Here is a 13,944-nt window from a genome sequence, read left to right on the forward strand (position 1 = left end):
CCGCCCCGATCCGCCGGAGTCTTTGGGCAATTCCTTCCATAGCTGCCGCGCAAGGAAAAGAGGTTTCTTAGCGCCACCAGCGGCCGGTGAACGCCAACCGCGCCAGCGAGGCCCGGCGTTGGAAGGGCGTGATGGGCGGCATCTCGGCAAAGGGATCCAAGCGACCGGCCATGACCTCAGACAGCAGGCGCGGCACGCGGGGGCCGGGATAAAGCGCCGCCGCCGCGCGGCCGGGGACCTTGCGATGCAGCCGCGCGGCCATGCGCAGCCCGTCGCGCGCCTCGGTCGCCAGCGCCTGCACGACCTCCGGATCCGGCCGCGCCAGGCCCAGCCCCATTGCCTGCAATTGCGGCAGGGCGCGCAGCCAGGCGGCAATGCCCGCGCCGCGCGCCTGGTGGCCCACGATCTCTCGCGCGCCGTCGGGCGTGCCGCAGATCTGCGCGGCGGCCCACATCAGCCGGCCCGCCGTGGCGTCCACATAGGCGATGACCTCTGGCGCCGTGTCAAAGGGCTGACGCTCGCAGTCGCGCCGACGGGCCTCGGCCAGACCGACCAGATCGCCTGCCCGCGCGCCCCAGGCCTCCCACAGGGGCGTCAGGACGTCATGCAGCGGCGGCGCCGTGCCGCGCCCCATCTCGGCCAGCCGGTCCACCCACCATTGCAGGCGCATCTCGGCCAGCATCGGCTCGGCCGACTGGAAGGGCGCGCGCGCGATCTCCAGGTTCAGCGCATAGAGCGTCACCAGCGCCGGCCGGTCCTCCGCCTGCGCGACCAGCACCGCGCCAAAGCGGTCCGGGTCGTGCTGGCGCAGCGCCTCGGTGCAGGCGTCCAGCGTCATGTGCCGTGGGTCCGGGCCAGATCCGCCAGCCGCGCCGGATCGAAGCCGGCCGCCAGCGCCCATTCGGGACCCGCGGGCGTGTCCTTCACCTCGACCCCGGCGGCCGCGAAACCGTCGCGGATGGCATCGGCGCGGGCAAAGTCGCGCGATTTCCGCGCCTCCAGCCGCGCCGCCAGCAGCGCCTCGATCTGCGCCGCAGCAGCGTCGCCGGCCTCGGCCCATTCCCCCATCCCCGGCAGCAGCAGGCCCAGCATGCGCGCCGACGCCAGCAGTCCCGCGCCATCCCCCTGTGCCGCCAGTTCGTGCAACGCCGCGATCGCGCCCGCAGAGTTCAGGTCATCGGCCAGGGCCGCGATCACCGCGGGCGCCGGGGCGGGCGCGGGCTCGACACCCGCGACAAGGCCGCGCCACCGCCGAAGCACCGCCTCGGCCTCGGCGGCCTTGGCCTCCGTCCAGTCCATCGGCTTGCGGTAATGGGTGGACAGCATCACGAACCGGATCACCTCCCCCGGCACGCCCCGGTCCAGCAGGTCCCGGACGGTGAAGAAGTTGCCAAGCGACTTGGACATCTTCTTGCCCTCGACCTGCAGCATCTCGTTGTGCAGCCAGACATTGGCAAAGCCCGCCCCCGGATGGGCGCAGCAGCTTTGCGCGATCTCGTTCTCGTGGTGCGGAAACTGCAGGTCGATGCCGCCGCCGTGAATGTCGAAATGCGGTCCCAGCAGCGCCGCCGACATGGCCGAGCATTCGATATGCCAGCCCGGCCGCCCCCGCCCCCAAGGGCTGTCCCAGCCCGGCAGGTCGCCGGTCGAGGGCTTCCACAGCACGAAATCCATCGGGTCGCGCTTGAAGGGCGCCACCTCGACCCGGGCGCCCGCGATCATGTCGTCCACCGACCGGCCCGACAGCTTGCCGTAATCGGGGAAAGACCGCACGTCGAACAGCACATGGCCCTCGGCCTCATAGGCATGGCCGCGCGCGATCAGGTCGCGGGTCATCTCGATCATCTGGACGATGTATTCGGTCGCGCGCGGCTCGTGGTCGGGGCGCAGGGCGCCAAGTGCGTCCATGTCGGCGTGATACCAGGCGATCGTCTCCTCGGTCCGCTCGGTGACCAGCGCCTCCAGCGACAGGGGGCTGCCCAGGGCCTTGCGGCGCTGCGCCTCGGCGTTGATCTTGTCGTCCACGTCGGTGAAATTGCGCACATAGGTCACGGCACCATGGCCGTATTCATACCGCAGCAGCCGCACCAGCAGGTCAAAGACCAGCACCGGGCGCGCGTTCCCCAGATGGGCCCGGTCATAGACGGTGGGCCCGCACAGATACAGCCGGACATTGGCGGGGTCGATCGGGACAAGGTCCTCCTTGCGCCGCGTTCGGGTATTCGTCAGCCGGATCTGGACCATGGGGGCCTCATTGATGAAGTCGCAAGGATCTAGCGCATCGCGCCGCGGCTTTCCACCCACGCGATCTGGCGGGGCAGGCAGCGCGACAGCAGGTCATAGTCCTGGGTGATCGCCGCGCGCGCCGCCTGCCGGATGCGCGCTGCGTCGGGGTCGCCCTCAAGTCCCCGGATCAGCGCCCGGGACAGCGCGGGGACGTCGAAGAACGGCACCAGCCGCCCCGTCTCGCCCTCGCGGATCAGTTCGCGCACAGGCTCGGTGTCGGAACCGACCACATAGGCGCCGGCCGCCATCGCCTCGGTCAGCGACCAAGACAGCACAAAGGGATAGGTCAGATAGCAGTGGACCCGCGCCACCCGGATCAGCGACAGGTAGTCGTCATAGGGAACCCGCCCCAGGAAATGCACGCGCGACAGGTCCAGGGTGCCGCCGACTTCGGCCAGCAGTTTTTCCTTCCAGCTGCCGGCGTCCTGGGGCTTGGGGCCATAACTGGTCCCCTCGGCCCCGACCAGCACGACCTGCGCCCCCGGCCGCGCCGCCAACACCTGCGGCAGCGCGCGCATGAAGACATGAAAGCCGCGATAGGGCTCCAGCGAACGCGACACGAAGCTGAGGACCTCGTCCCCCGCGCGCAGGCTGCGCCCGCCGGGCAGGGTCAGCACGGCGGCCGGATCGGGCGCGACGCGGGCCGTGTCGATGCCGTCATGGATCACCGTGATCTTGCCGCGCAGCTCGGGCGGAAAGCTGTCGGCCTGATAGCGCGTCGGCGCGATGGCGGCATCGGCCTGGACCAGCGCCTGGATCAGGTGGGCCGAGCGGGCGACGGTCATGAAGCGCGCCTCGTCCCGGTCCGAGCCGATCTCGGGGTCGAAGCCCACGTCTTGGCCGCGCGTGCGGTACATCAGCTCGGCATAGACCAGCAGCGTCGCCTGCGGCCAGATCTCCTTCAGGAACAGCGTCTCGCCCCAGCCCGGATGGCCGATGATGATGTCGGGGTGAAAGCCGTGGCGGTCGCGCAGCGCCCGCGCCCCCCGCGCCGCCAGCAACCCGCGTTCGGCATGTTCGGAATAGCTGCGCCCCAGCGGGCTGTCGGTCTTGACCGGCTCGGGCGCCTTGTAGCGCAGGGTCTTGACCGAACTCGTGCGCTGATTGCGTTCATCCGTCAGGGCCAGGACCTCGTGGCCCCGTGCCGCCAGGGCCGGGGCCAGGTGGGGAAACTGGCCCGGAAAGTTCTGGTGGACGAACAGGATCTTCATGCCGGGGCGTCGGGGAAGGCCGCCTTCAGCAGCGCGCGGGTATAGTCCTGCTGCGGCGCGTCGAAGATCTGGGCGACGCTGCCCTGTTCGACCACCTCGCCCGCGCGCATGACCATGATGTGATGGGACATGGCGCGGACCACGCGCAGGTCATGGCTGATGAACAGGAAGGCCAGCCCGTATTTCCGCTGCAGCCCGCGCAGCAGGTCGACGATCTGCACCTGCACGGTCATGTCCAGCGCGCTGGTGGGCTCGTCCAGCACCACCACCTTGGGCCGCAGGATCATCGCGCGGGCGATGGCGATGCGCTGGCGCTGGCCGCCGCTGAATTCGTGCGGATAGCGGTGCATCATGTCGGGGTTCAACCCGACCTCGGCCATGATCTCGGCGACCATCTGGCGGCGGTCGCGGCCCGGTTCGACGCCGTGGACGCCCAGACCCTCGGTGATGATCTGCTCGACCGTCATGCGGGGCGACAGGCTGCCGAAGGGGTCCTGGAACACGATCTGCATGTCGCGCCGCAGCCGGCGCAGCTGCTTGCCGCCCCAGCCCTGGATGTCCTGGCCCATGAACAGGATCGGGCCGTCGCTGTTGATCAGCCGCATGATCGCCAGGGCCAGCGTCGTCTTGCCCGACCCCGACTCGCCCACCACACCCAGCGTCTCGCCGGCCCGCAGCGACAGGGTCGCACCGTTCACCGCCTTCACATGGCCGACGGTGCGGCGCAGCAGCCCGCGCTGGATCGGGAACCAGACCTTGAGGTCGCGTGTCTCGACCAGCACCGGGGCATCCGCCGCGACGGGTTCGGCCTGACCCGTGGGTTCGGCCGCCAGCAGCTTTCGCGTATAGGGGTGCCGGGGGCGGGCAAAGATGTCCTCGACCGCGCCCTGTTCGACGATCTCGCCGTCCTTCATCACGCAGACCCGGTCGGCGATGCGGCGCACGATGCCCAGGTCGTGGCTGATGAACAGCATCGACAGGCCCTCGTCCGCCTTCAGTTCCGCCAGCAGCTCCAGGATCTGGGCCTGGATGGTGACGTCCAGCGCGGTCGTGGGCTCGTCCGCGATCAGCAGTTCGGGGCCGTTGGCCAGCGCCATCGCGATCATCACCCGCTGCCGCTGGCCGCCCGACAGCTGGTGCGGGTAATCCGCCAGCCGGGTTTCCGGGTCGCGGATGCCCACGCGGGTCAGCAACTCGACGATGCGCGCCCGCGCCTTGGCCCCGGTCAGCCCCTGGTGCAGCGCCAGGCTTTCCGACAGCTGCTTTTCCAGCGTGTGCAGCGGGTTCAGCGAGGTCATCGGCTCCTGGAAGATGAAGCTGATGTCGTTGCCGCGGATCTCGCGCAGCGTGCGATCAGAGGCGCCGACCATCTGCCGGCCGGCATAGGTGACCGAGCCTTCGACCACCGCCGAGGCGCCCAGAAGCTGCACCGTGGACAGCGCCGTGATCGACTTGCCCGACCCGGATTCGCCCACCAGCGCGACGGTCTCGCCCCTGCCGATGTGAAAGCTGACGCCCTTGACCGCGGGCAGCAGTTGCCCCTCGGAGCGGAAACCGATGCGCAGGTCGCGCACCGCCAGGACCGCATCAGCCGGGGCGTCGGGGGTCGGGCCGGGGCGCGTCTCGGCCTCGCCGGGCAGGCCGGAACCGTGATCCTCGTGGGCGGGGGCCGGGGCGGCGGGCATCAGGATGGTGGGCGGCAGCACCCTGGGATCGTCGGGGCGGCTCATCGGAAGGTCTTTCGCGGGTCAAAGGCGTCGCGCACGCCCTCGAAGATGAACACCAGCAGCGACAGCATGATCGCGAAGGTGAAGAACGAGGTGAAGGCCAGCCAGGGCGCCTGCAGGTTCTGTTTCGCCTGCAGCGCCATTTCCCCCAGCGAGGCCGACCCGGCGGGCAGGCCGTAGCCCAGGTAGTCCAGCGCGGCCAACCCGCTGATCGTCCCGGTCACCACAAAGGGCAGCATGGTCAGCGTGGCGACCATCGCGTTGGGCAGGATGTGGCGGAACATGATCTTGCGGTCGCTGACGCCCAGGGCCCGCGCCGCGCGCACATATTCGAAGTTCCGCGCCCTGAGGAATTCGGCCCGCACGACGCCCACCAGCGCCGGCCAGCCAAACAGGATGGTGACAAAGACCAGCAGCCAGAAGCTGCGCCCCAGGATCGCGAACAGGATGATGATCACGTAAAGACCCGGCGTGGAGGCCCAGATCTCCAGCACCCGCTGAAAGACCAGGTCCGTGCGCCCGCCGAAATAGCCCTGCACCGCGCCTGCCGCGATGCCGATGGTCGAGGCGATCACCGTCACGATCAGCGTGAACAGGATCGAGGTGCGGAACCCGTAGATCACCCGCGCCAGCACGTCGCGGGCCGTGTCGTCGGTGCCCAGCCAGTGGTCGCCATCCGGCGCGCTTGGGGCGGTGCCCACGTTGTTGATGGTGCGATAGTGATAGGGGACCGGCGGCCAGATCATCCAGCCCTGTTCGGCCTGGGGGATGTCGCTGGCGCCCAGTTCGACGGCCTCCAGGATGCCTTCGGGATCGTCCCAGCATTCCTCGCGTCCGCCCGAGACGATCAGGCACTGCACCGCCTCGTCGCGATAGATCGCCTCGGTCCCGAAATCGCCGCCGAAGGCGGTTTCGGGGTAGAAGTTGTAGGCCGGCCAGAACAGCTCGCCGCGATAGCTGACCACGATCGGTTTGTCATTGGCCACGACCTCGGCCAGCATCGCGGTGACGAAGAGCAGGCTGAAGATCACCAGCGACCAGAAGGCGCGTCCGTTCCGGCGGAAATTGCGCCAGCGGCGGCGGTTCAGTTCCGACATCGCCATCAGCCGGCCCTTTTCTCGAAGTCGATGCGCGGATCGACGAAGACATACATCAGGTCGGACAGGATGCCGACGACCAGGCTCATCAGGCCAAAGACATAGAGCGTCCCGAAGATCACCGGATAGTCGCGCTGCACCGCCGCCTCGAAGCCAAGCCGCCCCAGCCCGTCCAGCGAGAAGATCGTCTCGATCAGGATGGAGGACCCGAAGAACACGCCCAGGAACATCGCCGGAAAGCCCGCGATCACGATCAGCATGGCGTTGCGGAAGACATGGCCGTAAAGGACGCGGCGTTCGGCCAGGCCCTTGGCACGGGCGGTCATCACGTATTGCTTGTTGATCTCGTCCAGAAAGCTGTTCTTGGTCAGCAGCGTCAGCGTGGCAAAGCTGCTGATCGTGGCGGCCGTCACCGGCAGGGCCGCGTGCCAGGCATAGTCCTTGATCTGGCCCCAGGTCGACAGTTCGGCAAAGTTGTCGCTGGTCAGGCCGCGCAGCGGAAAGATCTGCCAATAGCTGCCGCCCGCGAACAGCACCATCAGCAGCACCGCGAACAGGAAGGCCGGGATCGCATAGGCCATGATGATCAGGCCCGAGGTCCAGGTGTCGAACCGCGACCCGTCCCGCACCGCCTTGCGGATCCCGAGGGGGATCGAGATGACATAGGCGATCAGCGTGGACCAGAGGCCGAGCGTGATCGACACCGGCATCTTTTCCACCACCAGATCGACCACGCTGATCGAACGGAACCACGAGGTGCCGAAATCAAAGCGCAGGTAGTTCCACAGCATGGTCAGGAAGCGTTCCACCGGGGGCTTGTCGAAACCGAACTCGCGCTCCAGCTGCGCGATGAATTCGGGCGGCAGGCCGCGGGCGCCTTCGTAGCCCGAGGCGCTGTCCTGCCCGGCCTCGGCGCCGCCGCCCGAGATGTTGCGGAAGACGTCGCCCTCGCCCTGGATCTGGGCGGCGATCTGTTCGATGGGGCCGCCCGGGACGAACTGCGTCAGCGTGAAATTGACCAGCATGATGCCGACCAGCGTCGGGATGATCAGCAGCAAACGCCGCAGGATATAGGCGCCCATCAGCCTGCCCCTTTTTCCCCCATGCAGGGATGTCCGGGCCTTGCCGGCCCCGTATCGTTGACCCGTCTTGTCGGCAATCCCGCCCCGGAAATCAAGCGAAATGCCCTAGCGGCGCAGGGCACCGGCGGCGCGCAGCGCCTCGGCCTTTTCGGCGTCGTACCACCAGAAATCCGTCTCGCCCAGGGAATAGGGGGGCAGCGTCTCGGGGCGGCCGAACTGGTCGTAATAGGCCACCAGATGGTTCGGGTTGTACCATTGCGGCACCCAGAAATGCAGGCTGCGCAGCGCGCGGTCCAGGGCATGGACGCGGGTCGTCAGCTCGTCCTGGGTTTCGGCCGCCTCGACCTGGGTGATCAGGGCGTCGATGGCGGGATTGGCTAGGCCCATGACGTTGAAGACATCGCCCACATTGGCCGATCCGAAATACTGCTGCAGCCCCGAGCCGGGGATCTCGGGCTGGCCCAGGTGGTCGCTGATCATGTCGAAGTCGAAGCTGCGCTTGCGGTTCTCGTATTCGGCATTGTCGACGCGGCTGTTGCGGGCGTCGATGCCAAGCGCGCGCAGGTTTTCGACAAAGGGGTTGATGACCCGGTCAAAGGTCTGGCTGTCGTTCAGGATCTCCAGCCGCAGGACGTCGCCCTGGGCGTTGCGGCGCATCCCGTCGCTGCCGGTGGTCCAGCCGGCCTCGTCCAGCAGGGCGGCCGCGCGGCGCAGGTTGCCGCGATCCAGCTGGCGTTCGCCACTGGTGGGGGCGGTGGCGACCTCGGCGGTCAGGATGTCCTCGGGCAGGTCGGCGGCCAGCGGCTCCAGCAGGGCGCGCTCGGCCTCGGACGGGGTGCCCGTGGCCTCCAGCGCGCTGTTCTCCCAGAAGCTGTCGACCCGGTCGTAGAGCCCATAGAACAGCGCCTCGTTCGACCATTCGAAGTTGAACATCAGCCCGATCGCCTCGCGCACGCGGCTGTCCTGGAACTGCGGCCGGCGCAGGTTCAGCGCCCAGGCCTGCCCCGAGGCGACATTGCCGTCCGGCAGCGTCTCCTGCCGGACCCAGCCATTGGTCAGGGCCGGGAAATCGTAGCGGTTCGCCCAGATGATGCTGCTGACCTCGCGGCGGAAGTTGTATTCGCCCGCCTTGAACGCCTCGAAGGCGGCATCGTAATCGGCGAAATACTCGATGCGCAGCGTGTCGAAGTTGTGCCGCCCGCGATTGATGGGCAGATCGGCGCCCCAGTAATCGGGGTCGCGGCGATAGCGGACGCTGCGGTTCGGGTCGGCGCTGTCAAAGACATAGGGGCCCGACCCGACCAGCGGCGTCTGCATGGTCTGTTCCAGGTCGCGGTCATTCGCCTCGAAATCGGCGCGGCTGAAGATCGGCAGGCTGCCCACCGACTGGATCAGGTCGCGGCGGGGATAGTCGGGGGTGAAGTCGAAGCGGATGCGGTGGTCGTCCAGCACCTCGGCCTTGGCGACCTGCTGGCTGATGACCGTGCGAAAGCTGGACAGCCCCTTGTCGCGCAGGTTTTCATAGCTGAACAGCACGTCATGTGCGGTCAGCGGCGTGCCGTCGCTGAAGCGGGCCTCGGGGCGCAGGTTGAAGATCACCCAGTCGCGGCTTTCGGGATATTCCAGGCTTTCGCACAGCAGGCAATAGGCGGCGCCGACCTCATCCGCCGTGGTGGTCAGGATCGATTCCAGCATGACCGACGACAGCGCCACGGCCCGGCCCCGAAAGGTGAAGGGGTTGAAGTTGTCGAAGCCCGACGAGTTCGGGATCGACTGCGCCATCTCTCCGCCCTTCGGCGCATCCGGGTTCACATAGGGAAGATGGGGGAAATCGGCCGGCAGGCGCAATTCGTCGAAGATCGAGACGCCATGCGTGCGGGTGATGTTTTCGTCGCCGCTGCCGCGCGCGCTGTCCGGGGCGTCCTGGGCCAGGCCCGGCTGTGCCAGCGCAAGGCCGGCGAAGAGGGTGGCAAGGATGGCGGTGCGGCGCATGGACTTGGCTCCTTGGCTGGGACCGGGCAAGGCTAGGCCAGCGGCGCCGCGTCCTTCAAGCCGCGTTTTCGTGAAGGGGCGCAGCCGCCCGGCCATGGCCCACGAAAAAGGCGCGACCGATGGCCGCGCCCTTGTTCAGCATCTGCGATCCGGCCGCGATCAGGAATTGGTTTCCAGATAGGCGATCAGGTTGGCGCGCGCCTGCGGATCGCGAATGCCTGCAAAGCTCATCGCGGTGCCCGGAACGAAGCCACGCGGATTCTCGAGGAAGGCCTGCAGGTGGTCGGCGTCCCAGACCGGGTATTCGGCGGCATGTTCGCTCATCGCGCTGGAATAGCCAAAGCCCGCGACGCTGGCGGTTTCGCGGCCGACAACACCGTTCAGGTGCGGACCGACGCCGTCGCTGCCGTCCAGCTGGTGGCAGGAGCGGCACTTGGCCCATTCCTTTTCACCCGCGGCCGCATCGGCCGAAGCCATCAGCGCGGCGAAGTCGATCTCCTCTTCCGCGGGGGCCTCGCCGCCGGCAGCCTCGGGAACAGGGATCGTATAGGCCTGGGTGATCTCGTGCTCGTCATGGCCACCGCCATGGCCCGCCGGACCGACATGGAACAGCGCGCTTGCGCCCCAGTTGGCCAGCATGAGGAACAGAAGCGCGCCGATGAACGCGCCGGCTGCCTTGGTCAGGGTCATGGTGTTGAACATCGCGTGCGGTTCCCGCCTTGGTAAGCTCGTCAATTCGTGCGGTATCTATCCGCTTTCGCTTTCGGGGATCAAGGTATAGTTACCCCGGCACGCTCAAATTTCGGACAAGCGGGGCCGCGTCATGACCACCAATCGCATCGCCTTCCAGGGAGAGAAGGGCGCCTACAGCCACGAGGCCTGCCGCATGGCCCGGCCGCAGATGGACGCCCTGCCCTGCCGCACATTCGAGGACGTGATCGAGGCCGTGCGCAGCCATGAGGCCGACCTGGCGATGCTGCCGGTCGAGAATTCGACCTATGGCCGGGTCGCCGATATCCATCATTTGCTGCCCGAATCCGGCCTGCACATCATCGAGGAGGCCTTTGTCCGGGTGCATATCAGCCTGCTGGCGGTGCCGGGCACGCCCTTGGCGCAGGTGCGCGAGGCGATGAGCCATACCGTCCTTCTGGGCCAGTGCCGGGGCTTCCTGCGCCAGCACGGGATCCGGTCGGTCACCGGTGCCGACACGGCCGGATCGGCCAAGGAGGTCGCGGCGCGCGGCAATCCGTCGCTGGCCGCGCTGGCCGCGCCCCTGGCCGGCGAGATCTATGGGTTGGAGCGGCTGGCCGACCAGGTCGAGGACCGCCAGAACAACACGACCCGGTTCCTGATCATGTCGCGCCAGCCCGACTTCAGCCGACGGTCCGACCGGATGCTGACCAGCTTCGTCTTCCGCGTGCGCAACATCCCCGCCGCGCTCTACAAGGCGATGGGGGGATTTGCGACGAACAGCGTGAACATGACCAAGCTGGAAAGCTATATGGTCGACGGCGTCTTCACCGCAACCCAGTTCTATGCCGATGTCGAGGGACACCCCGAGGACGAGAACCTGCGCCGCGCCCTGGACGAGTTGCGCTACTTCACGTCCAGCCTGGATGTGCTGGGTGTCTATCCGGCCGATCCGCTGCGCGAGGCACAGCGCCAGCCGGTCGAGGCCTGAGCGAGGCGCGGCCGCCCCGGCGTCGCGCCGGTCAGCCGGCGCGCATCTGTTCGACGAATTCCTCGATCCGGCGCTGATAGCGGCGGTCAAGCTGCGCCTTGCCCAGCTTGGCGGTCTGCAGCATCAGCCGCGCCTTCATGTTCCGGGGCCGCAACTCGGTCTCGCAGATCAGGCGCGACCGCGAACGGCTGAGCGCCACCACGGTCACGCTGATCGCCAGGTCCAGCGCATCCGACCGGCCAGCCATCGTCACCTGCTCGGGGCGGTCGAAACGGGTGACGGCCAGGCGCAGCGACCGCGCCCTGCCCCGCCAGTCGAAGCCGATGTTCCAGCCCAGACCGATTCCCGGCTCTTCCGACGGGGCGATGCGGGTGACGGCGGCGCCCCGGCCGATCAGCAGCCGCTCCAGCGCCGCGAAGTCGCCCACCGTGTCGAAAAGCTGCTCGGCGGGAAGATCGGTATCGATGCGCGTCAAGAACTTCATCTGAAACAACCCGCTGACCAGAGCAAAGCCCAAGCCGTCAGCATGGGCAGAACCATCCATCGGCTGATAATCCAGGGCGGGGTGGGTGTTCAACCAAGTCGTTAACATATGGATGGCTCACATGATGCCTGGGGCTGATTTTTTCATATTCCGACGGATAGAGCTTCTGTTCATCTAGCATAATTAGCCTAAAGGTTGAGTGAAATGAAAGATAAATGGTCGGATGCAACCTGCTGTTGCTGAAATGTCAAAAAACGGTCAGGCAGAGCCTGCCGGTGCCGCCGGTTGCGGCAGCGCCGGCACGGCTGTCGCCGGACGGCCCGCCACGGGTTGCGAGGAAACAGGTTCGCAGGGGGATGCGCCGCCTGATCGGGCCCCACAGGGCTGCGGGATGCGGCTGCGGATCCTGGCCACCAGCGACCTGCACATGCATCTTCTGCCCTATGATTACCTGGCCGGCCGGCCTTCGGACCACATGGGGCTGGCGCGCACGGCGTCGCTGATCCTCGAGAAGCGTGCCGAGGTGCCGGCCTGCCTGCTGCTTGACAACGGCGACTTCCTGCAGGGCGGGCCGATGGGCGAGGTGGTCGCCCGCCGAAGCTGCACCGGACATGATCATCCCGCGATCGCGGCGATGAATGCCCTGGCCTATGACGCGGCAGCCCTGGGCAACCATGATTTCAACTTCGGCCTGACCTTCCTGCGCCGCAGCGTGGCCCGGGCCCGCTTTCCCGTGCTGGCGGCCAACCTGTCCATGCGCCAGGGCAAGGGGTTTGCCCCCCATGCCCTCCTCCAGCGGCAGCTGACGGATGCGGAGGGCCGGGTCCATCCGCTGCGCATCGGGGTTGTGGGCTTTCTGCCGCCGCAGACCGAGGAATGGGACAACGACCTGCGCCCCGTCATGCGCAGCACCGACATCATTGACAGCGCCCGGCAGGTCGTCCCGCGGCTGAAGGCATTGGGCGCCGACGTGATCATCGCGCTGGCCCATAGCGGCATCGGCCCTGCCGAGGCCCGCCCCCGGATGGAGCACGCGGCCACCGCCCTGGCGGCGCTGCCCGGTATCGACGTGGTCATCGCGGGCCACACGCACGAGGTTTTCCCTGCCCCGCACTGGCAGGGGCGCCCGGAGGTCGATCCCGCGCGCGGCACGCTTGCGGGCAAGCCGGCCGTCATGCCGGGCTTTGGCGGATCGCATCTGGGGATGATCGACCTGGATTTCCGGATCGCCCCGACAGGCGCGCCGCAGATCGCGGGCTTTCGCGTCGCCTGCCTGCCCGTCGCGCCCGGCACGCCCTCGTCGCGCCTGGTGACGCGGCCGGTCGAGGGCGCGCATCGCGCCACGCTGCGGCAGCTGGGCACCCGGATCGGGCGCAGCGCCTCGCCGCTCAGCAGCCATTTCGCGGTCATCGGCCATGATGACGGGCTGCGGCTGGTGAACCTGGCGCAGCGCTGGCATGTCCGACGGCGTCTGGAGGGCACGGCCTTTGAACATCTGCCCGTGCTCTCGGCGACCGCGCCCTACCGCGCGGGGGGACGCGGGGGGGCGCATCACTATACCCATGTCGCGCCGGGGCGGCTGAACCTGCGGCACATCGCCGATCTTTATTCCTTTCCGAACCGGGTGACGGCGATCCGGCTGTCGGGGGCCCAGTTGCGCGACTGGCTGGAACGGTCGGCCAGCATGTTCAACCGGGTGGACCCCGGCGCGCGGGACGTCCCGCTGCAGAATCCCGATTTTCCCATCTATAATTTCGACGTGATCGACGGCGTGACCTGGCGGATCGACCTGTCGCAGCCGGCGCGGTTCCACCCCGACGGGCGCCTGGCGGATGCCGGGGCGCGCCGCATCCGCGACCTGCGCTGGCAATCGGGGCCCGTGGGCGACGACGACGCCTTCATCCTGGCGACCAACTCCTATCGCCTAGCAGGCTGCGGCCTCTTCAGCCCGCTGGTGTCGGAAAACGAGGTCGTCTTGGCCCGCGATGCCCTGACCCAGGACGTGCTGCGCCGCTATATCCGGCAGCGGCGCAGGATCTCTCTTCCGCTGCGGTCCAGCTGGCGCTTTCTGGCGCAGCCCGAAAGCTCGGTCCTGTTCCACACCGCGCCCGATGCGAGCCGGCGCCACCTGCCCGAGGCCTATCGGCTGGAACCGCTGGGCCAGACGCCGGACGGGTTCCAGCTGATGCGCTACTTTCTCTAGCGGTCCGCGCGACGGGCTTGCATCCCCCGTCCGTCCGCCCTATTTGTCCCCGCGAGAGGTTGGCGCGGGCAGACGCCTCGCCAACTCGGTCAGGTCCGGAAGGAAGCAGCCGTAACGAGTCCCGTTTGGGTCGTTGTCCAGCCTCTCACCCGATCCCCCGCAGCTCAGATCCGCATCACCG

General features: G+C 68.0%; 11 protein-coding genes and 1 other RNA gene. 3 read left to right on the forward strand and 9 right to left on the reverse strand.

Annotation, left to right across the window (positions count from 1 at the left end):
• Nucleotides 1-67: 67 nt before the first annotated feature.
• From ACNR9W_RS12355 to ACNR9W_RS12390, 8 genes are all read right to left on the reverse strand, one after another.
• On the reverse strand, nucleotides 68-838 hold the full coding sequence (locus tag ACNR9W_RS12355) for a squalene/phytoene synthase family protein (RefSeq protein WP_419268956.1): 771 nt from the start codon (nucleotides 836-838) through the stop codon (nucleotides 68-70).
• Entirely contained in the window at nucleotides 835-2,244 is a 1,410-nt protein-coding gene (cysS, locus tag ACNR9W_RS12360; protein WP_419268957.1) for a cysteine--tRNA ligase, read from the reverse strand. The genes ACNR9W_RS12355 and cysS overlap by 4 nt, the downstream gene beginning before the upstream one ends.
• A 29-nt stretch (nucleotides 2,245-2,273) precedes the next feature.
• Entirely contained in the window at nucleotides 2,274-3,497 is a 1,224-nt protein-coding gene (locus ACNR9W_RS12365; RefSeq protein ID WP_419268958.1) for a glycosyltransferase, read from the reverse strand.
• A complete protein-coding gene (locus ACNR9W_RS12370) occupies nucleotides 3,494-5,227 on the reverse strand; it encodes an ABC transporter ATP-binding protein (protein ID WP_419268959.1) in 1,734 nt (577 codons plus the stop codon). The genes ACNR9W_RS12365 and ACNR9W_RS12370 overlap by 4 nt, the downstream gene beginning before the upstream one ends.
• Complete coding sequence (locus tag ACNR9W_RS12375) at nucleotides 5,224-6,327, reverse strand: ABC transporter permease (RefSeq protein ID WP_419268960.1); 1,104 nt, start codon at nucleotides 6,325-6,327, stop codon at nucleotides 5,224-5,226. Before ACNR9W_RS12375 ends, ACNR9W_RS12370 begins: the two co-directional genes overlap by 4 nt.
• Nucleotides 6,327-7,403, reverse strand: coding sequence for a microcin C ABC transporter permease YejB (locus ACNR9W_RS12380; RefSeq protein ID WP_419268961.1), 1,077 nt, complete (start codon nucleotides 7,401-7,403; stop codon nucleotides 6,327-6,329). The genes ACNR9W_RS12375 and ACNR9W_RS12380 overlap by 1 nt, the downstream gene beginning before the upstream one ends.
• A 105-nt stretch (nucleotides 7,404-7,508) precedes the next feature.
• Entirely contained in the window at nucleotides 7,509-9,395 is a 1,887-nt protein-coding gene (locus tag ACNR9W_RS12385) for an extracellular solute-binding protein (protein ID WP_419268962.1), read from the reverse strand.
• A 159-nt stretch (nucleotides 9,396-9,554) separates the two neighbouring features.
• The gene (locus tag ACNR9W_RS12390; protein WP_419268963.1) at nucleotides 9,555-10,097 is read right to left on the reverse strand and encodes a c-type cytochrome; all 543 of its coding nucleotides are present in this window, start codon (nucleotides 10,095-10,097) and stop codon (nucleotides 9,555-9,557) included.
• 121 nt (nucleotides 10,098-10,218) lie between these two features.
• Between ACNR9W_RS12390 and ACNR9W_RS12395 the strand changes: the two genes are divergently transcribed.
• A complete protein-coding gene (locus ACNR9W_RS12395; RefSeq protein WP_419268964.1) occupies nucleotides 10,219-11,076 on the forward strand; it encodes a prephenate dehydratase in 858 nt (285 codons plus the stop codon).
• A 31-nt stretch (nucleotides 11,077-11,107) separates the two neighbouring features.
• Here ACNR9W_RS12395 and ACNR9W_RS12400 read toward each other — a convergent pair whose 3' ends face one another.
• A complete protein-coding gene (locus ACNR9W_RS12400) occupies nucleotides 11,108-11,653 on the reverse strand; it encodes a hypothetical protein (protein WP_419268966.1) in 546 nt (181 codons plus the stop codon).
• A gap of 298 nt (nucleotides 11,654-11,951) precedes the next feature.
• On the opposite strand from ACNR9W_RS12400, the gene ACNR9W_RS12405 reads away from it, so the two are divergent.
• Nucleotides 11,952-13,763, forward strand: a complete 1,812-nt coding sequence (locus tag ACNR9W_RS12405; RefSeq protein ID WP_419268967.1) for a bifunctional 2',3'-cyclic-nucleotide 2'-phosphodiesterase/3'-nucleotidase — start codon at nucleotides 11,952-11,954, stop codon at nucleotides 13,761-13,763.
• 53 nt (nucleotides 13,764-13,816) lie between these two features.
• An RNA gene (gene ffs, locus ACNR9W_RS12410) (signal recognition particle sRNA small type) lies at nucleotides 13,817-13,913 on the forward strand.
• The last annotated feature ends 31 nt before the right edge of the window (nucleotides 13,914-13,944 follow it).

Origin of the sequence: Paracoccus sp. T5 (genome assembly GCF_048538155.2) — a bacterium.
In the GTDB taxonomy this organism is placed as follows: Bacteria; Pseudomonadota; Alphaproteobacteria; order Rhodobacterales; family Rhodobacteraceae; genus Paracoccus.